The sequence below is a fragment of the Paraburkholderia sp. RL17-373-BIF-A genome, from assembly GCF_046030175.1.
Taxonomy (GTDB): domain Bacteria; phylum Pseudomonadota; class Gammaproteobacteria; order Burkholderiales; family Burkholderiaceae; genus Paraburkholderia.
The window spans coordinates 199,126-217,769 of sequence record NZ_JARESO010000006.1; the positions used below are offsets into that span (position 1 = coordinate 199,126).

At 63.5% G+C, this 18,644-nt stretch carries 13 protein-coding genes; 5 read left to right on the plus strand and 8 right to left on the minus strand.

The genetic code is table 11. The features are described from left to right. Positions 1-49 precede the first annotated feature (49 nt). Both P0D80_RS09940 and P0D80_RS09945 read right to left on the minus strand, forming a co-directional pair. Positions 50-1,609 carry a mannose-1-phosphate guanylyltransferase/mannose-6-phosphate isomerase gene (locus P0D80_RS09940; protein WP_408178815.1) on the minus strand — a complete coding sequence of 520 codons (1,560 nt, stop codon included), beginning with the start codon at positions 1,607-1,609 and terminating at the stop codon, positions 50-52. 86 nt (positions 1,610-1,695) lie between these two features. Continuing rightward, positions 1,696-2,679, minus strand: a complete 984-nt coding sequence (locus P0D80_RS09945) for a helix-turn-helix domain-containing protein (RefSeq protein WP_132376975.1) — start codon at positions 2,677-2,679, stop codon at positions 1,696-1,698. A gap of 802 nt (positions 2,680-3,481) precedes the next feature. Between P0D80_RS09945 and P0D80_RS09950 the strand changes: the two genes are divergently transcribed. The 4 genes from P0D80_RS09950 to P0D80_RS09965 all read left to right on the plus strand — a co-directional run bounded on the left by P0D80_RS09950 (position 3,482) and on the right by P0D80_RS09965 (position 9,053). Next, positions 3,482-5,770: a hypothetical protein gene (locus P0D80_RS09950; protein ID WP_408283296.1), complete on the plus strand. Its 2,289-nt coding sequence runs from the start codon at positions 3,482-3,484 to the stop codon at positions 5,768-5,770. 113 nt (positions 5,771-5,883) lie between these two features. Continuing rightward, entirely contained in the window at positions 5,884-6,033 is a 150-nt protein-coding gene (locus tag P0D80_RS09955) for a hypothetical protein (protein WP_408178817.1), read from the plus strand. A gap of 45 nt (positions 6,034-6,078) precedes the next feature. Then, positions 6,079-6,531, plus strand: a complete 453-nt coding sequence (locus P0D80_RS09960) for a GDP-mannose mannosyl hydrolase (protein ID WP_132376976.1) — start codon at positions 6,079-6,081, stop codon at positions 6,529-6,531. Between the two features lie 131 nt (positions 6,532-6,662). Beyond that, on the plus strand, positions 6,663-9,053 hold the full coding sequence (locus tag P0D80_RS09965) for a PIG-L family deacetylase (RefSeq protein WP_408178818.1): 2,391 nt from the start codon (positions 6,663-6,665) through the stop codon (positions 9,051-9,053). A 25-nt stretch (positions 9,054-9,078) separates the two neighbouring features. On the opposite strand, the gene P0D80_RS09970 is transcribed toward P0D80_RS09965, so the two are convergent. Next, the gene (locus tag P0D80_RS09970; protein ID WP_408283300.1) at positions 9,079-10,161 is read right to left on the minus strand and encodes a glycosyltransferase family 4 protein; all 1,083 of its coding nucleotides are present in this window, start codon (positions 10,159-10,161) and stop codon (positions 9,079-9,081) included. A gap of 836 nt (positions 10,162-10,997) precedes the next feature. Further along, positions 10,998-11,447, minus strand: a complete 450-nt coding sequence (locus P0D80_RS09975; protein WP_408178820.1) for a hypothetical protein — start codon at positions 11,445-11,447, stop codon at positions 10,998-11,000. Between P0D80_RS09975 and P0D80_RS09980 the strand changes: the two genes are divergently transcribed. After that, entirely contained in the window at positions 11,416-12,957 is a 1,542-nt protein-coding gene (locus tag P0D80_RS09980; protein WP_408283304.1) for a hypothetical protein, read from the plus strand. The two genes, P0D80_RS09975 and P0D80_RS09980, sit on opposite strands and share 32 nt — an antisense overlap. A 547-nt stretch (positions 12,958-13,504) precedes the next feature. On the opposite strand, the gene P0D80_RS09985 is transcribed toward P0D80_RS09980, so the two are convergent. From P0D80_RS09985 to P0D80_RS10000, 4 genes are all read right to left on the minus strand, one after another. Continuing rightward, the gene (locus P0D80_RS09985; protein WP_408283306.1) at positions 13,505-14,989 is read right to left on the minus strand and encodes an MFS transporter; all 1,485 of its coding nucleotides are present in this window, start codon (positions 14,987-14,989) and stop codon (positions 13,505-13,507) included. 86 nt (positions 14,990-15,075) lie between these two features. Then, entirely contained in the window at positions 15,076-16,305 is a 1,230-nt protein-coding gene (locus tag P0D80_RS09990; protein WP_408283309.1) for a CaiB/BaiF CoA transferase family protein, read from the minus strand. Beyond that, complete coding sequence (locus tag P0D80_RS09995; protein ID WP_408283311.1) at positions 16,302-17,279, minus strand: hydroxymethylglutaryl-CoA lyase; 978 nt, start codon at positions 17,277-17,279, stop codon at positions 16,302-16,304. The genes P0D80_RS09990 and P0D80_RS09995 overlap by 4 nt, the downstream gene beginning before the upstream one ends. Positions 17,280-17,515: 236 nt before the next feature. Continuing rightward, entirely contained in the window at positions 17,516-18,409 is an 894-nt protein-coding gene (locus tag P0D80_RS10000; RefSeq protein WP_408283314.1) for a LysR family transcriptional regulator, read from the minus strand. Positions 18,410-18,644 lie beyond the last annotated feature (235 nt).

Genomic DNA, 18,644 nt, shown 5'->3' on the forward strand with positions numbered 1-18,644 from the left:
GTCACCTCGTTCTTGCCGTTCTTGTCCGCAGTTGAGTCCGGCGTGCTGTTTAGGAGCAGCGGCCGTAGTTGTCGTTAAACCTCACAATGTCGTCTTCACCGAGATAGGTGCCTGACTGGATTTCAATGATTTCGAGCGGCACCTTGCCCGGGTTTTCGAGCCGGTGGCGGGTGCCGAGCGGAATGTAAGTTGATTCGTTTTCACTCAACAGAAACTGCTCTTCACCGCGAGTGACGAGCGCCGTGCCGCGCACGACGACCCAGTGTTCCGCGCGGTGGTGATGCAATTGCAACGACAGTTGCGCGCCCGGCGTCACGACGATCCGCTTGACCTGGAAACGCTCGCCATGGTCGATCGAATCGTAGAAACCCCACGGGCGGCGCACCTTGCGATGCGCGTCGGCCTCCGGCGCGTGCTGCGCCTTGATGCGCGACACCAGACCCTTCACGTCCTGCACGTGCGAGCGGTCGACCACCAGCACCGCGTCGGCGGTTTCGACCACCACGACATTGGTGGTGCCGACGCAGGCGACCAGCCGCCCTTCCGAATGCGCGTAGCTCGATACCGCGCCTTCGAACGTCACCCGGCCGCGTCCTGCGTTACCGTTGGCGTCCTTCTCCATCGCGGCCCAGACGGCGTCCCAGGAACCCAGGTCCGACCAGCCGGCATCCAGTCCGACCACCACGCCGGCGGGCGTCGCCGGCGCGCTCGCAGCCGAGCCATCCGTCGTTTCCGGCTCGGCCGTCTCGGTCAGGCGCTCCATCACCGCGTAGTCGATCGAATTCGCCGGCGTACTGAGGAACGCGTCGACCAACGGCCGGAAATACGCACCGTCGACACGGCCACCGGTGAATGCGCGTTCGCAGGCCGCGTGCATTTCCGGTTGCAAACGCTTCAACGTATCGAGCCACACGCTGGCGCGGACGATGAAGATGCCGCTGTTCCACCAGTACATGCCCGCCGCGACGTACTTCGCCGCGAGTTCTTCCGCGGGCTTTTCGACGAAACCGTCGATCGCATGGCCGCCGCCCGCCAGCTCGGCACCGATGCGGATATAACCGAAGCCCGTGTCGGGGCGCGTGGGCGGCACGCCCAGCGTCGCGATCGAGCCCTGCTCCGCATAGCGTGCCGCGAGTTCCAGCGCGGCCTGCAAGGCGGGCACGTCGGCGATCGAATGATCCGCGGGCATGACGACCAGAATCGCGTCGCTACCATCCGCGCACGCCAGCGACGCCGCCAGCGTCAGCGCAGGCGCCGTATCGCGTCGCGCCGGCTCGACAATAAGACGAGCGTCGACGCCATTTTCATGAAGTTGTTCTGCGATCACGAAGCGATGTTCTTCGCCGCATACGATGATCGGCGATGCGTCCACGCTCCAGCCGGCCGGAAAGCCTTCCATGCGCCGCGCGGTGGCTTGCAGCAGCGAGTCGGAACCGACTACGTCGATCAGTTGCTTCGGATAGTTTTCCCGCGACACCGGCCACAGGCGCGTGCCCGAACCGCCCGCCAGGATCACCGGGACGATGCGCGCGCAACGCGCGCCTGCCGTCGCGCCATCCGCACCGGTCGGGGCGACCGACGCGGTGCCTACAGCTCCCTGATTCGACATATTCGCATTCCTTATAATTTCCAAAGATCAACGGAAGTACGGACCGGATGCCGTGTTGCCACGGCGATCCGGCTGGCCCCGTCGCGCTATTCGCCGACTAGTCGGCGACTTTGAATCCGAAATTCGGTCGGCGAAATTCTCATCCGCTTGCGAAACACTTTCGCGAGGCGGTCGCCGTTACCCATACCCGTGCGCCGGGCAATCTTGTCGACCGGCAATTCCGATTCGGTCAACAGGCTGCAAGTCACCGCAAGGCGTTCGTGCAACAGAAAACTCGAGGGCGTAATGCCCATTTCCATCTTGAAGCGGCGCAGAAAGTTGCGCTCGCTCATCGCGGCGAACTGCGCCGCGTCGGCAATCGAAATCGCCTGCTGGCAGTTCTCTTGCAGCCAGCGAGCTGCCGCGCGCACCTTGTCGCCGGGACTCAGACCACCGTCTTCGCCGAGCAGCGGCGCGAGATTCGAGCACGAATCCGCCAACAGGCGCTCGGCAACCGTACGCGCCGTGGCGCCGCCGAGATCGCGCTTGATCATGGCGAGCGCGCTTCGCATCGATTCGAGGCGATCGCCCGCATCGGCCGTCTGTTCCGGCTGGCGCGCCGACACCGGCTGCGCCTGTGAGTCGCCACCTTCCTTGCTGTCGGGCACATACGCCGCCTCGAGCAGCGCGCGGCCCTCCGCGATCGGCCGGATCATGCCGGTGTTGCGGCGCACACGGCGCAGCCACGCGATCAGGCGTTCATCGCCGGCGGCGGCGAATGCGCCTTTGCCGCCCGCCACATACAACGCGTCGAAACCACCGTAATGCCGCGCGTCGAGGCCGTCTGTCCAGACCCGCAGCGCGGACGACGAAGTCACCATGCCGCCATCGGCCGACAGGAAGGACACGTCGTATAACCAGCCGCCCGAGCCAGACGAAGCCATTTCGTTCGCTGCCTGGAACACCTCGGCAACGACCCCGGCTCCCTGCAGCGAGCAGTCGTTGAACATCAGTATCGCGATGCGACGCATACCCTTGTTTGGAGCGTGCACCCAGCGCAGCATTGCGGACTCGAGACTCGCGCAGGTCATAGTCATCCTCTCACCAGAAAACGGATCTACTTTTCACCTTGGACGGCCGCAGAGAGGCCGGCCTCTGTGCAGCGCATCATAGTCACCGCCAATCAAGCATTTAGCCGCCATGACCGAAAGCGCAGACATGTTGGCGTATGGACAGGGTGACCAACCAGGGATTTTCGGAACACCCCCACTACCGCCGTCTTTTCAACGAATTAATTGCCGATTCCACATAGGAATGAATTGGCATTCTGCGAATGTTAATGCAAATAAAAGCGCCATTTCGTACGCCACCGCACACACCACGACTACTCGAAAACGGCGCAATTACAATTTGATCCATCCATCGCCATGCCGATTTGAAGTGACTTTTTCCCATCGGGACGCCAGAATGAGCGCAACCTGCTTCGCTATTCCAGCGCCCGCCGCGCCCCTTGCCTACTTGGGTTTCTTCTGACGATATATCCGCGGGGATGGCAATAAGTAAAACGAACATCCAATATAAGCACTTGAGAGTGCGACAAAATTATTTAGTTGGTTGTTATTGGATCTCACGGATATAAACGTGACGATTAATGTTTCAAACGTGAAACACGGGAATAAGACCACTTTAGGCGGCACGGCAATAGACGGGCCAGTGGCGGAATGTGTCGAGTGGCAACCGGGCTATTTCCGCCAGCGGTTTGCGGAAATACACTATGCGGTTTCCGCAACACATTGCTTCGAGAGGCGGGTCGAGGCGGCTTTGACCTGGTGAACTAGTAGTTCGGCGACGCGTCTGTTGCCTTGGAAGGACAGCGAACGACACGGGGAACACATGTCGAATGTACGCGAACAGCGCGCGCCGCGAAAGCGCGTCGACGGCTTTTCCGGCGGCAGTCGAGGACTGAGGAGTGGCATTGCCGCCTCGGTGACGGCCGTCGTCCTGCTCGGCCTCGCGGCCGGTCGATGCGCTGCGGCCGATGCTGCGCCGCAGGCAAATGGTGGGGGCAATGGCGAATTCACCGCGGACGGCAGAAAGTGGACGCCGTGTGCGGCGGAATACGGCACCTGCCGTTTCAACGGCACGCGCGACGTGCTGTATGGCACTGCACAACAGCACGTCGTCAAAACGTTCTCGAACAGCGCGGAGTGCAACAACGGCGTATTCGGCGATCCTGCACCGGGCGTGGAGAAGCGTTGCGCGATGGCGCCAACGGTGGCGAATAATGCAACCGCGTCTGTCGCGAAGCAGGACGCAACGCCGAATGCGGCAATGCAATCCGCCACACCCACGGACCTGAAGGCGCCGCCCGGACAAGGGCTGCGTTGCTCAGCGCCTTCGTCACAGGTCCCCACGGCCGCGAGCGGCGATCTGCTCGAAGCCGACACGCCCAGCGACGGCACGCGTCTCTTCGCCATGAACAAACCGTTCGCGCTGGTTTTCGCCACCCGCCCAGCGCAAGCCGACACGCTCAACTGGCAGATACGCGACACATGGAATGCCGTGCGCGCCAGCGGACGCTTTCCCGTTGCAGCTGGTGCGACGCTGTCCACGTTGAGCTGCGCGTCGAGCGTGGCGGGCTACTTCGCGGTGTCCGCATCGCTGGAACGCGGACACGGGCAGTTCGAATCGCGCGGCACGCGTCCCGCGGGCATCGTCACCTTCGGCGTGCTGCCGGATCCCTCCGCTGCGTTACCCGGCGTGCGTTTTCCGTATGAAGATCTGCATCGGTTCGGCGGACAGGGGGCCGCTTATCTTGCGCCGGGTCAGCACTGCTGCGACGGCGACGGCTATCGGCCGGTCTATACCGCTCTCGGCCTCACGTGGGTCAACGACAATCGCAACTGGTATATGGAGGAGCCGAAAAAAACCGGCACGTTCGACCCCGCGAGCAAACAGCTCACGCCCTTCTTCCGGCGCGGCGACCTGCTGCGGCTGATCCAGCTCGACGGCATTCCGCAGTGGGCAAGTCCGACGAACAAGGAGACCCACAGCTATGTGCCGACCTCGCTCGCACAAATGAAGGACTACATGGCCAAAGTGGGCGCCGAGTCGAATCGCGTTCGCATGACTTACTTTCCCAAACAGCGCGACAACTACTATCAGGTGACGTGGGAACCGGACGCCGACGGCGGTCTGCCGTGGCGCGACACGGACGCGAATTTCATCGCCATGTACAAGGCGGTCTGGGAGGGCATCCATCAGACGGATCCGCATGCGGTGGTAATGGGTCTGACCTATTCGTCGGTGCAGGGCAACGTCACATGGATGCGCAAGCTCGGCCCGCTTGGAATCGGCCGCTATATGGACGGCATGACGATTCACGGTTACTACGACATCGGCACGACGCCTTCGCATCCGCCCGAGCGCGCCGCGGATTCCGGCAATCAGGGCACGGTGCCAGGCGCGTTGCCCGCCGCGATGCGGGCGCTGCGCCACGAAATGCGTCTTTACCTGAAGCCCGGCGCGCCGCTCTTCGTGACTGAAACCGGCATCAGCTACGACATCGGGCAGTCGTATGGCAAGAACTATCCGGGCGCGAACGTGCTGTATGCACAGGCTGCCGTGACGGCGCGCACGCATCTGATTTTGCTCGGCGAAGGCGCCGACATGACCTACGTGTTCTATCTAGCGGATATGCCGGACGCCGCGCCGGGCTACGGCATTTTCTTCGAGCTCGATCATCCGAAAGGCGCCTACGGTCCTTCCCGCATCAGCCCGAAACCCGCGGCGCTCGCGGTGGCGGCGATGACGCGAATCATCGACGGCACCGACACGCTCGGCCCGCTCAAGGATCTGCCCCAAGGCGTCTACGCCTACGCGTTCCGCCGGCTCGGCGGCGGCAAGATCGTGACCGCGTTATGGACGCATGACAACGACAAGTGGAACGCCAAAAGCGGCTTCGACGCGAGCCGCAGCGTGGACTATCGGCTGCGGGTCGACGCGCCCGGCACGACCGGCGAAGTGACGGCGTTCGACATGATGGGCAACGCGACGAGCGTGCCCTACCGCGACGGAATGGCTAGCCTGAAACTCTCGCCCGCGCCGGTCTATGTCGTCTCCGGCAATGCCGAAGTCTTCAGGAACGCAGTCACCACGCCCGAGGGTTACATGGCGCATTAGCGGCGCGATGTGACGATAGTTCGGCGTGATGTGACAGGTTCTGTGGCCCTTGGCGCACATAGTATGCAGGCGGAGGCACGTTAGCATGCCTATCAACACGCTGGAGCCGAAACATGAGCGGCCTTGCATGGATGATGCTGATACTGGCCGCGATGATCGGCGCATTTCTCTTTGCGACGATCGGCGCGATTGTGCTCGCGCTTCTTCTGACGAGCGTCTCAAGCCGGCTCACGCGGGACGATGATCAACATCGTGACTACTAGCTGACCTGGCGCTCAACCAGCGCGAGAAGCGGGGGAGATGACATGCTGCTGACCGAGATCGATTTCCTGGACGTGGTCCGCCTCACGCCCCTGGTCGCATTCGATCTGATCGTCAGCGATGCTCAAGGGCGCGTGCTGATCGGCCGACGCCGCAACCGCCCTGCCCGTGGCACATGGTTCGTTCCCGGTGGCCGCATTCATAAAGACGAAACACTCGACGCCGCGTTCACGCGCATCGCCGACGCCGAGTTGGGCATTGCGCAACTGGCGCGCTCGACGGCACGCTTCGAAGGCGTGTTCGAACATCACTACAGCGACAACTTCGCGGGCGAGCCGGACGTGTCGACGCATTACATCGTGCTCGCCTATTCGCTGACGCTCACGGGCACCGCACCGCTCGGACGGCCCGAGCAGCACAGCGAATATGTGTGGCTTGCGCCTTCGGAACTGCTCGCGCGCGCGGACGTCCACGAAAACACCAAGGCCTATTTCCGCTGATACGGGAGCAAGCCATCACGCGGGCCTGAACCCGCGCCGCATCGCAATCTGGCGCTGACTGTGAGTTCGGTAACGTGCCGGCCACGGTCGCTACAGTATGATGCGAGCTCACCGTCAGAGCTCGAATCACTATGCGACTACCGGCAATCAGGCTCGTTCGCGATTCTTTCACTGCTTTACTCGCGGTTTTCTTCTTCACCTTCCTGCCGGGCACGGCGCGCGCGGCCGATTGCGGCGCCGGCACGCTGGTCACTGTGGTCGCGCACCTCGACGACGATCTGCTCTTCGTGGACCCCGCCATCAGCGAGCGTCTCGACGCGGGCTGGTGTATCACCACGGTGCATCTGATCGGCGGCGCCAACGGCGGGGACTTCGCTTATGTTCAAACGCGCGAGCGGGCCTCGCGGCTCGCCTATGCGCGCATGGCAGGCGTGCCTGACGAGTGGCTCGAATCCAACGTGACGATTGCCGGCAAGCTCGTGCATCAAATGGTGCTGAAGGCCCGGCCGCAGGTGCGCCTGCTCGAATTGCGCCTGCCCGGCGGCGCCGTGCGCGGCGGCCGCGTGCCGCTCGGCCTGCTGTGGGAGCAGCACGCCACGATCTCCACTTATCCGATGAACGCGGACGGCTCCGTACGCGTGAAATACGATCGCGACGCGTTGTCGGCCACGTTGAAAGTGATACTCGCGCAAGCGACGCTGATCTACACGCTCAATCCGGACACCGTTCCGTTTATCGAGCATCCCGATCACATCTATTCCGCGCGCATTACCCGCCACGTCGCGCAGACGCTCGGCAAAGGCGTCCCGATCGTCTATCACGTCACCTATCCGACCGGCGGCTGGCCCGGCAATCTTCCCGCCGCCGAAGTGCAGCGTAAGCGCGACATCGTCGCCAGCTATTTTTCGATCGACGGCAGCGAGTCGTCGCATGTATTCGGCGAGTTTCAATGGGACGGCAACTGGATTTCGCGCCGCTATGCGTTTGCCGATCGCTCCGATCGCCGCGTGCCCGATTTCGTGTCTCATCCGATTCAGCTCTTCAATGCGGCGGCGAGCCGCTGCCTGACCTCCGCGGGTCCAGGCCGCGCGCCGACACTCGCCGCGTGCACGGACTCGTCCACGCAGCAATGGCGATGGGATCCGCTGACCGTGTATCCCGGCAATACGCGCAACGCGGCGCTCGTGAGCGTCGCGACTTCGCAATGCATCGCCGAGCGCGACGGCTATCTGGTCGCCGAGACTTGCGATCAATGGGACCTGGCACAGCGCTGGACGCCGTGGGACTTCGGCCTCGTCTATACGCCGATGCGGCATTGCCTCGGCGAAAACGATGGCAAGCTGACCATGCGCGGCTGCACCGCGCTCACCACCCGCTACCGTTGGGCCACCACGCAACGCACCCAGGCGAACGACCTGAGGCTCGCCACGGCGATGGTCGGCGACATCGCCGGCTCGGGCGAGCAGTCCGCCGTGTACGTTCAGCGGCAACACGACGGCCCGGGATTCGACGTGTATGCCGCGTCGCTCGCGAAAGCGTCGCCGCCCGCGCTCTGGTACGCGGGCGCCGTCCCATTCGATCCTCTGGCTACCGCACCGAGCTGTGCCGGCGACAAACTGTGCTTCGACAGCGTGCGCTTCCTGCTCGGCGATTTCGACGGCGACGGCAAGGCGGATCTGATGATCGTCGCGGCGCGCCAGGGCGGGACCGCATTCTGGTTGCTCCGCAGTGCCGGCGACCGGTTCGAGGCGCCGCGCCTCTGGCTGCAGACCAGCAATGCGTTCAAGCCGGAACTGACGCAGCAATATGTGGCGGCGGACTTCACGGGAACGGGACGGGCCAGCGTGCTGATCGCGCAGAAGCGGCCCGACAGTGGGCTCGATCTGTGGATCGCGTCTTCGCAAGGATCGGGCGTCTCAACGGGAGCGGCGCCGGCGCTCTGGGCGCAGGCCAAAAACCTGCCGCAGAACGTCAATCTGCTGGTGCGCGAAACGGCGGGCGCGCGCGCCTCGCTGGTCGCGGTCGACGGCGCGAACCGCCGCCTCGCGCTCACGCCCATCACCAACGAGGGCTCGCGCATGAGCGTCGGCGAACGCAACGTCTTGCCGGCAAGTTTCGCCCCCAACTTCGTGAAGGTGACAATGGGCGCCGTGCACGGCCGCGACAGCAACACGCTGATTTTGCTGAGCCCGCATCTCGACGAGTCGAGCGAAGAAGCGATGGTCGACGTCGCCACCCTCGACCTGAGCGGCGCGGCGAGCGCGCCAGCCCAGGCGGCGATATTGCACGGCATGACCTGGTCGGATGTGTTTCCGCAATTCGTGCGCGACAGACAGGGTGCCGCACTCGTGCTGTTTCGACGGACGGACGCGACTCTCGGCGATTTCTATTTCACCGGCGGCGCGCCCGCGCTCACGCGCTATCCATCCGGAAACGGCCTGACACTGGGCGAAGCTCAGGAACTCGGCAAACTGCCGGGGCTTTTCTCGGAGACAGTGCGAATCGACCGGCTCGCGCAGTAGCGCGGACCGGCCGGTCCGATAGACGTCAGGCCGAAACCTGTAGCTGAACGAACTTGCGCGCGATCGTCATGTAACGATCCGCGGTGTCGTGCAGCGTGTAGCCGGCCAGTTGCCGGTTCGCGCGCGGCGTGTCGAGCGCGTGCAGCAGCGCGCGGCCGTAGGCTTCCGGGTCGGTCGTATCGACCAGGTTGACGCCGGCGAAAGCGCTCGCAAAGCCGAACGAGGGAATCCGGCTCGCCACGACTGGAATACCCGACGCAAGTGCCTCGAGAAAACCAATGCTCTGCGCTTCGAAACGCGATGGCATCGCGAAGACACGCGAGGCGCGCAGAATCGCGGCGACGTCGGAACGCGGCCCGCCCACCGTCACCTTGCTTTCCAGGCCGAGCTGACAAACGAGCGACAGCACCGCCCTGTGATAGTCGAGATCTTCGACAACACCGCAGAACAGCAGATGCGCTTCCGGCTCCGATTGCAGCACGCGCTCGAACGCGCGGATCGTGTCCAATTGGCTCTTGCCTTCGATATAGCGGCCGAGCTGGACGATCTGCTTCGCGTGCATGCCGATATCCGGCGCGACGGCGTCGTTGGCTTGCGCGAATAATTGCGCGTCCACGCCATTCGGAATCACGACCATGGACGGATGCCGGCCAATCTCACGAAGGTAGTCGTCGATATTCTGCTGCGACACGCCGATGATCGCTCTCGCCCGTCGCGAGAGGAGGCGTTCGGCCCGCTTGAGCGCGCCGTTCTCGAAGTCGTTGACGCCGGAATGCATCACCCACGCAATCGGCGTATGGACCGGCAGGAGGCGCACATACAGCGCGGCAAGCGTGGCGTGAGCCACGATGAAATCGGGCCGGAACCGCCGTACCACGCGATACAGGTGCAACAGCTTTCCCACCCTGCCGTAGCGAACCTCGGGAAACAGACACGTGACGCCCGCCGCCTGAAGTTCTGCGTGAATGGCGGCGAAATCGTCCTGCTCTGGGAGCAGCGACGTCATGCAGACTTCATGGCCACCGCGCTGATGGTGAATGGCCAATCCTTTTACGAGTACTTCTGCTCCGGACAAGCGCGGTGCATGAACCAGTTGAAGAATCCTCACGATTTATCTCTCTGGATAACCGCCTTTTTTGCGCAGCGGAGGGATACCGCCCCCGTTATTGCAGACCCCAAATAACGTCGGCATCCATCATCGTGTATCGCGCGTTCCCTTTCGCGGAGCGCGTCAATGGCTCAGTAAAACAGCGACAGTTCCGCTGCGAAGTCCATGTCGCGAGGAAACGTTACACCCAAGGCCCAGCACTTTTACGCCAACCCCAAGAGCTTTTCGGCGGGTCAATGAGCGCTAGCGCCCATTTCTCAGTCGATTAGCCGTGCCAGATAGTTAGGCATCCGTTTCAAATTATTGCGACCCCAATTCGTTATGGCGAAAAAATACTAGTTTCGCCTGACGGATATTTTCATGCGATCAAAGCAATTAGTACTGCATTAATGTTCATACGTAACGACTCGTTACTTCTTTTAAACACACTAATGCGTATTGTTGCGGTCGATTCTTCCCAAATTGAGCTTTTCTAGCTTACAGGACAGTAAAAAATTCATCGGCTCGCGCCGTGAATTCATGTAATGCGATCTGAATCGCGCTGTTCCTCAACTCGCTGGCCGTTTTCGTCGTACCTTCCCCGGTCGTCCGATTCCGCCAAATCCGCTTCTGTCAGCGGTTCGGTTTCGTATGACGAGAGTTTCTCTACAGAGAAATGCGTTCGGGGCCGACATCCCGGGAAGGCATCACCTTCGCGCAGCCGCAAAGCTGCGCACACAGGACGCCAGTGTCGAAGCCTCGGTCATCGGCTGGCTTGCAAATGAACCCCGATGTTCGCTCCACCTCCCGACGCGCTTTGCGCGAGGACACGGACGAAGCATCAGCTAACGCATTGCTTACAGATTGATGAAATCGCACCTACTCGCACTCTCGACACTCTCCCTCGCACTCGCCGCATGCGGCGGCGGTGGCGGTGGCAGCACCACCGGCACCGCGGCAAGCCAGTCCAACGGCAACAGCAGTAGTTCGAACAGCTCGGCCAGCACGTCTGCCGCTAACAACCCCAGCACCGGCACCACTGCGCTGAACGCCACGGGCGGCACCGCGGCCATGAGCTGCGCCTCGCCCTCCACGTCGGCCGGCTCGGGCAGCGCGACGATCTCCGCCGATACGCCCAGCGCCGACGGCACGCGCATCTTCGCGGCCGGCAGCACCTTCCAGCTCGCCTTCAACACCAACGCGCCGAGCGCGGACACGCTGAACTGGGCCGTCACCGACACGCTCGGCCGCGTCGCCGCGAGCGGCAGCACCGCCGTGCCGAGCGGCGCGAAGACCATCACGTTCAATTGCACCTCGACGCTCGCCGGTTATTTTGCGGCGACGGGCACGCTCGCCAAGAACGGCGGCCAGCTGCCGCAAGCCGGCACGCGTCCGGTCGGCATCGCCAGCTTCGGCGTGACGCCGAACCTGTCCGGCGTCGTTCCGGCCGTCACCTATGCGCGCCAGGAACAGCATCGCTTCGGCATGCAGGGCGCAAACGACAACGGTCCGCTGCTTGCCGCGCTGGGCATTTCGTCGACGATCGACGACCGCCAGCTCTCCACCATGGAACCGAACGGACCGAACACGTTCAATCCGTCGGCCAGTAATCTCGATTCGTTCTACAAGAGCGGCAACGTGATGCGCCTGATCCGCCTCGACGGCATTCCCGCCTGGGCGAGCAGCACCGGGGCCTTCCAGGACGACACGACGCTGCCAACCGATATTTCGTACTACCAGAGCTATATGAGCCGTGTCGGCACGGAATCGAACGCGATCCGCGCCGCGTACTTCCCGACCCAGTCGGCGAACTACTATCAGGTGACGTGGGAACCGAACCAGATGTGGACCGATACCGACGCCAACTTCGTCGCGTTGTACAAAGCGGTCTACCAGGGCATTCATTCAACCGATCCGCACGCGATGGTGATGGGCCCGGCCGATGCCTTCCCGAGCCTGACCACGACGCACCTGAAACGCCTCGCGCCGCTCGGCTTCGGCCAATACATCGACGCGGTCGCCACGCACGGTTACTACGACGCGGGCACCTCGCCGTCGCACCCGCCTGAGCGCTACGACAGCGACCCGTCCACCGCGGATGGATCGTTGCGCGGCCAGATGCGCAACCTGCGCACGGAGATGGCCACCGACTATCGCACCGGCATGCATCTGTTCTCGACGGAAGCGGGCATCAGCTACGACCTCGGCAGCTCGTACGGCCCGAACTATCCGACCGCGAACGTGCTGTACGCACAAGCGGCGGTCGCGGCGCGCATGCACATCATCACGCTCGGCGAAGGCGCGGATCAGACCTACGTGTTCTACGGCGCGGACTATCCGGATGAAGTCGGCTACGGCACCTTCTTCGACCTGAGCGATCCGCAAGGTGCGTTCGGCGCGTCCAACATCAGCCCGAAGCCGGTTGCCATGGCGATCAGCGCGATGACGCACACGCTCGACGGCACCACGACGCTCGGTCCGGTGAACGGCACGCCGACCGGCGTGTACGCCTACGCGTTCCAGCAGGTGGGCAACGGCGCGGTGGTCACCGCTTTGTGGGCGCATAACAACAACGTGTGGAGCGCGAGCGCGGGCTTCAGTTCGACCTATAGCGTCGCGTACAGCCTCAACGTCGATGCGCCGGGCACGAGCGGCACCGTGAAGGTGGTCGACATGATGGGCAACGCGACGAATGCGAATTACAGCAACGGTGTGCTGACGCTCAACCTGACCGAATCGCCGGTGTATGTGGTGTCGAACAATGCGTCGGTCGCCAAGGCCAACGCCACGACGCCGGTGGGATACGTCGCCATGTAAGTGGCGCGTTTGATGGACCCGAATTCGGGTACTCGGCGGACATGAAAAACGTCAGCCGGCTCGTGGGCCGGCTGACGTTATTTTTTGGACGCTCGAAACAGGGAAGACATGCTCGGCGTCGAGATCGAGTCACGATGTTCTCGTGGTGCTGGCGATTGCTTTCATCGCGCTGGCAAAAACCGGTCAGATTTCTTGCATGACTTGTGCGCCAGCCAAACTGCTGGGCCTGATGTGAGCTTCGCCGAGACCACAGCCAGGCAAGCGCCTTAAAAACCAGAAACCCCAACATAAAGCACAAAACAGGCGCACACTACCTTATTGCTCCCCTGCGGAGCAAAAACCGCCAATTTGGGAGTCCATCATGGCAAAAGGTCAAATGCGCAGTAACCGCGAAGTCAAGAAACCGAAACAGGCGAAGAAACCCCAACCCGCCACCTCGCCATCAGGCGCGCCGCCGATTCGCATAGCACCGAGCGTGTCAGCGACCCAGAAGAAGCACTAAAGCGAGCAAGCCCGCCCCACACAGGCGGGCATCCTCCTCGACAAGCTACTTCGAAATATCCTCCAACGCCACGTCCCGCGTCTTCGGCCCAAGCGTCCCGATGGCCAGCATCACCACTGCCATCGCGCCGGAGATAAACACGAACACGCCGTCCACGCCGAAGCGGCTCAAACATCCCGCGATCACGAACGCGGAGAACATCGCCGAAATCCGGCTCCACGAATAAACGAATCCCACGGCCCGCGCCCGAATGCTAGTCGGAAACAACTCGGCCTGATACGCGTGATAGCTATACGAAATAATATTTCCCGCTAGCACGAGACAGACGCCCAGGCTCACCAGCAACACCGTCTCGCGCGCCTGGCTGAACGCCAGCCCGCACACCACGTTGACCGCCGCCATGCAGATAATCACTGTCTTGCGCTCGAAGCGGTCGGCGATCAGCAATCCCAGCAACGGCCCGAGCGGTGCGGCAATCGCGATGATGCTCGCGTACATCAGACTCGTCGTCACCGTAATGCCCTGCTTGATCAGCAAGGTCGGAATCCAGTTTGCGAAGCCGTAATAGCCCATTGTCTGGAACACGTGGAAGATGATCAGCATCAGCGTGCGCTTGCGATATGGCGGCACCAGCAGATCTCGAAACGCCGCCCGTGCGCGCACCGGTTCGGGCGAGGCCGGCTCCGGCAACGGCCGTCCGTATTCGCGCGCCACGCGTGCTTCGAGCCGCGTCATGATCGCGTCCGCTTCGTCGATGCGGCCTTTCTGCGCGAGCCAGCGCGGGCTCTCCGGCAAACGCAGGCGGATCCACCACACCACGATCGCGCCGACCACGCCGGTCAGCACGACCAGACGCCAGCCATCCAGGCCGAAGTAGCGATGCGGCGCCAGCAGATACGAGAGAAACGCGACGATCGGCACCGCGCAAAATCCCACCGCCTGTGAACACGCCGACGCGCGTCCGCGCACATGCTTCGGCACGAGTTCGGAAATGTACGTGCCGATCGTGACGATCTCCACGCCAATGCCGATCCCCGCAATGAAGCGCCACAGGTTGAGCCCGAGCGCCGTGTCCTGGAACGCCATGATGATATTGGCCGCCGTGTACCAGAGCAGCGACCACGTGAAGATCGCGCGCCGGCCAAAACGGTCGGCGAGAAAGCCGCACGCCGCCGTGCCGATGAACAGACCCGCGAACAACGCCGCGATGAAACTCGCGACGCCGCTGGTGCCGAACAGACCGTGCGTGGTCGCGGTGAGAATGCCGCTGCGCACGAGTCCCGGCGCGATGTAGCCGGAGAACATCAGGTCGTACAGTTCGAAGAAGAGCCCGAGGCTCAGCAGCATCACCAGCTTCCAGATCGAACGCGTGGCCGGCAAGCGGTCGAGCCGTGCGGAGATACGCGCGCCATCGAGCGCGATTTCGTCCGCGCGGCCGTCCGCCGACGCACCCGCGCCAGAGGGCAAACCGCCGAGCGCGCCGGCATCGCCGACCGCTGTTGCATACACCGCATGATTCGACGACTTCATCGTCTGTCTCCTTTGTCCGGTCTTGCGCCGGATGAGATTGATTTGATTGCGTTCCATGCATCGAACGCCGCACTCATGCAACGGCCTCACGCGGCTTCCTGCGGCGCCTGCTTCGACCCGCCGCCCAGCGCCACGATCTGCGCCTCGTCATAGCCGAGATCGCGCAGCACTTGCGCCGTGTGCTCGCCGATCTTCGCGATCGGTTGACGTGGCTGCAGACGCGCGCCATCGAGTGAAATCGGCAGCAAAGGCATGCTGGTTTCGCTGCCGTCATCGAGCGTGAGGCGAGCAAGACCACCGCTCTGGTTCAGATGCGGATCGTCGAACAGCTCTTCGGGTTTCGTGATCGACGCGAACGGAATGTGGTCGCGCTCGAACTGGGGCGCGAGCGCCGCGCCTTCGAACTGGCTCAGCGTTTCGCCGAGTGTCTTCAACAGCCATTCGCGCGCCAGCACGCGGTCGTTGTTGCTGGTGAGGCGCGGGTCGGCCAGCAGATCCGCGCGGCCGAGAATCGCACACAGCGCGCGCCACTGTCCGTCGCCGGTCGCGGCGATGAACATCTGCTCGTTGTTGGCGAGCGTGAACACGTCGTACACGGCCCACGCGCTGATGCGCTCGGGCATCGGCGCGGCTGGCACGCCGGTCGCGGCGAACTGCTGCATGTGCTGCGCGGACAGCAGCACGCAGTTCTCGAACAGCGCGCTCTGCACTTCCTTGCCGCGTCCGCTCGCATGCCGTTCGTGCAAGGCGGCGAGCACGCCGATCGCGCCGAACATGCCGCCCATGATGTCGTTGACCGAACTGCCCGCGCGCAGCGGACGGCCCACCGGCCCGGTCATGTAGGCGAGGCCGGCCATCATCTGCACGACTTCGTCGAGCGCGAGACGGTGTTCATACGGACCGTTCAGGAAGCCCTTGTGCGAGACGTAGATGAGCTTCGGATTGCGCTCGCGCAACGTCGCGTAGTCGAGACCGAGGCTCGCCATGCGGCCCGGTTTGAAGTTCTCGACGAACACGTCCGTGGTATCGACCAGCTTGTGCAACGCGGCCAATCCCGCTTCGCTATCGAGGTCGAGCGCCACGCTCTTCTTGTTGCGATTGAAGGTGCGGAAAAAGCCCGCGCCGGTGCCGAGCAAACGGCGCGTACCGTCGCCGCGCGGCGGTTCGACCTTGATGACTTCAGCGCCGAGATCGCCGAGAATCATCCCGCAGGTCGGGCCCATCACCATATGCGACAACTCGATCACACGAATGCCCGCGAGCGGCAGCGCGCCTGGCTGCGGCAAAGAGGTGGAAGTAGAGGAAAGCGGATTCATTGCAGTACCTGCGAGTCGGAGGATTCGAAACGTTGACGGGCGGCGCTGAACTGCTTCGGCAAGCCGGCGCGCGCCAGATAGCCGTACAGCGGTTCGCCGGGCAAAGCGTCGGCGAGCACGGCGCGCGACGCGAGCAGAAGGTCGAGGTCGATGCCGGTCGTGTAGCCCATGCTGTCGAGCATGAAGACGAGGTCTTCGGTGTTGACGTTGCCGGTCGCGCCCGGCGCATGCGGACAGCCGCCGAGGCCGGCCAGCGACGCGTCGAATTCGCGGATGCCGTGTTGCAGCGCGACCAGTGTGTTGGCGAGACCGAGGCCACGCGTGTCGTGGAAATGCAGCGAGCGCAGCTTGCCGCCCGCGACATCGCGCACCAGTTCGATGATCTCGCCGACCTGGCGCGGCGTCGCTTCGCCGGTGGTGTCGCCGAGCGCGATCACATCGGCGCCTGCTTGCACCGCGGCGTCGGCGATCGCGGCGATATCCGCGTACGGCACCGCGCCTTGCAGCGTGCAGCCGAACACCGTGGACAAGCCGGCGATCAGTTCGACGCGTCGCGCGTCCGCGTGTGCCGCGCCGTCGATCAACTCGCGCATCGCCGCGAACGCCTCGATCATTTCCGCCGGCGTCTTGCGCACGTTCGCAAGGCTATGCGCGGCGCTCACCGAAATCGGCGCGACGATCCGATGCACGCCGCATTCGAGCGCTCGTTGCGCGCCCTTCAGATTCGGCACCAGCGCCGTGACGATCAGATCGTCGTAGGTGAGCGCGTGGGCGATAACTTCGTCGGCGTCGGCCATCTGCGGCAGCAGCTTCGCCGGCACGAAGGAGGCGACTTCCATATGGCGCACGCCGGCAGCATAGGCGGCGTCGATCCAGCGCCGTTTGAACGCGGTGGGCATCGTGCGGGCCATGCTTTGCAGACCGTCTCGCATACCGACTTCGGTCACGACGACGCGCTCCTGGGTGTCACTCATGGTCTTGAATCCCGGTCTTGACTGCGGCGGAGAATGAGGGGAATGAAGCAACTGAGTGACAGCGTGCCCGCGCATCGACGCGCGGCAAAGTCTGCGTTGGCGACGTACTCCATCGCCGCTCGCGATGGCGGCTCAGGCAGGCCGGACGGGCGTGAGCCGCCGCAAAGGGGAAACCCTTAAGGGCTTTTCAGAGGGAGGAGAGCAGGCAGATCGCGGCCGGGTTTCAGCTCAGACACTCAGCCCGCCTTCAGCAGATGATCGAGCAGATGTGACGCCGCGAGCGTGAGCGCCTGACGGTCGCGCATGCAAATCACGAAGCGCCGTTCGGCCCAAGCTTCGCTCAAGGGCACGGCCATGATGCCGTATTCGTCGGCGGCGTGACGCGGCAGCGCTTCGCGCGGCAGGATCGCGACGGCGAGGCCGGCCTGAATGAAACGATAGGCGGCGTCGAACGTCGATACGTAGGTGCGATAGTTGAGTTCGCGGCCCTTCTCCACCGCGATGCGCTGCATCAGTGCATTCACCGAGGCGTTCGACGAGAGTCCGAGGTGGTCGAACGCCAGCGTCTGCTCGAAGCTGACCGCGCCCTCGCCCGCGAGCGGATGGTCGCGCGGCACGATCAGCGCGAGATGATCGGCGCGATAGGGCAACGCGTCGAGACTGCCCATCGGCACGACATCGCGGCAAATGCCGAGATCGGCGACGCCTTCTTCCAGCCCTCGAACGATCTCCGCGCTCACGCGCTCTTCGACGTCCACGCGAATTCGCGGGTTCGCCTTTAGAAACGCCGAGAGCGCCTCAGGCAGAAACTCCACCATCGACGACACGTTCGCCAGCACCCGCACATGGCCGCGCGCGCCGGCCGCGTATTCACTGAGTTCGGCTTGCAGGCGTTCGTGGCCGCGCATGATGAGCCGCGCATGCCGCAGCAGCGCCTCGCCGGCAGCGGTCGCGCGCACGCCGCGCTGGCTGCGCGAGAGCAACGCGACATCGACCAACGCCTCGAGATCCGCGAGCCGTTTGCTGACCGCCGACGGCGCGATGAACTCGCGTTCGGCCGCGCGCGCAATCGTGCCTTCCTCGCAGACGGCAATGAACAAGCGCAAGGTCACCTGATCGATCTGCCACATGAGCGGGCGTGCTCCCAAGGTCTGAAGTGGGAAAATTATGCCCGACGATGACGGCGGCCGAGGCCCTCTCAGGGTATCCACCGCGGAGGTTGCTGGGGTTGCTGGGGTTGCTGGGGTTGCTGGGGTTGCTTGGGCTGTTTGAGCCGCTTTAACCCGCGATCATTCCCGCACTTGCCCGGCTTTTCCGGTCTGGCTATGCTGAGGGCCTTGCCGGCCGCGAGCCTCTGCGCAGCAC

Excerpts from the sequence above, each read along its gene's own strand:
- P0D80_RS09945 (WP_132376975.1), bottom strand. The coding sequence starts at position 2,679 with ATGACCTGCGCGAGTCTCGAGTCCGCAATGCTGCGCTGGGTGCACGCT.
- P0D80_RS09950 (WP_408283296.1), top strand. The coding sequence starts at position 3,482 with ATGTCGAATGTACGCGAACAGCGCGCGCCGCGAAAGCGCGTCGACGGC.
- P0D80_RS09940 (WP_408178815.1), bottom strand. The coding sequence starts at position 1,609 with ATGTCGAATCAGGGAGCTGTAGGCACCGCGTCGGTCGCCCCGACCGGT.
- P0D80_RS09955 (WP_408178817.1), top strand. The coding sequence starts at position 5,884 with ATGAGCGGCCTTGCATGGATGATGCTGATACTGGCCGCGATGATCGGC.
- P0D80_RS09995 (WP_408283311.1), bottom strand. The coding sequence starts at position 17,279 with ATGAGTGACACCCAGGAGCGCGTCGTCGTGACCGAAGTCGGTATGCGA.
- P0D80_RS09985 (WP_408283306.1), bottom strand. The coding sequence starts at position 14,989 with ATGAAGTCGTCGAATCATGCGGTGTATGCAACAGCGGTCGGCGATGCC.
- P0D80_RS10000 (WP_408283314.1), bottom strand. The coding sequence starts at position 18,409 with ATGTGGCAGATCGATCAGGTGACCTTGCGCTTGTTCATTGCCGTCTGC.
- P0D80_RS09990 (WP_408283309.1), bottom strand. The coding sequence starts at position 16,305 with ATGAATCCGCTTTCCTCTACTTCCACCTCTTTGCCGCAGCCAGGCGCG.
- P0D80_RS09965 (WP_408178818.1), top strand. The coding sequence starts at position 6,663 with ATGCGACTACCGGCAATCAGGCTCGTTCGCGATTCTTTCACTGCTTTA.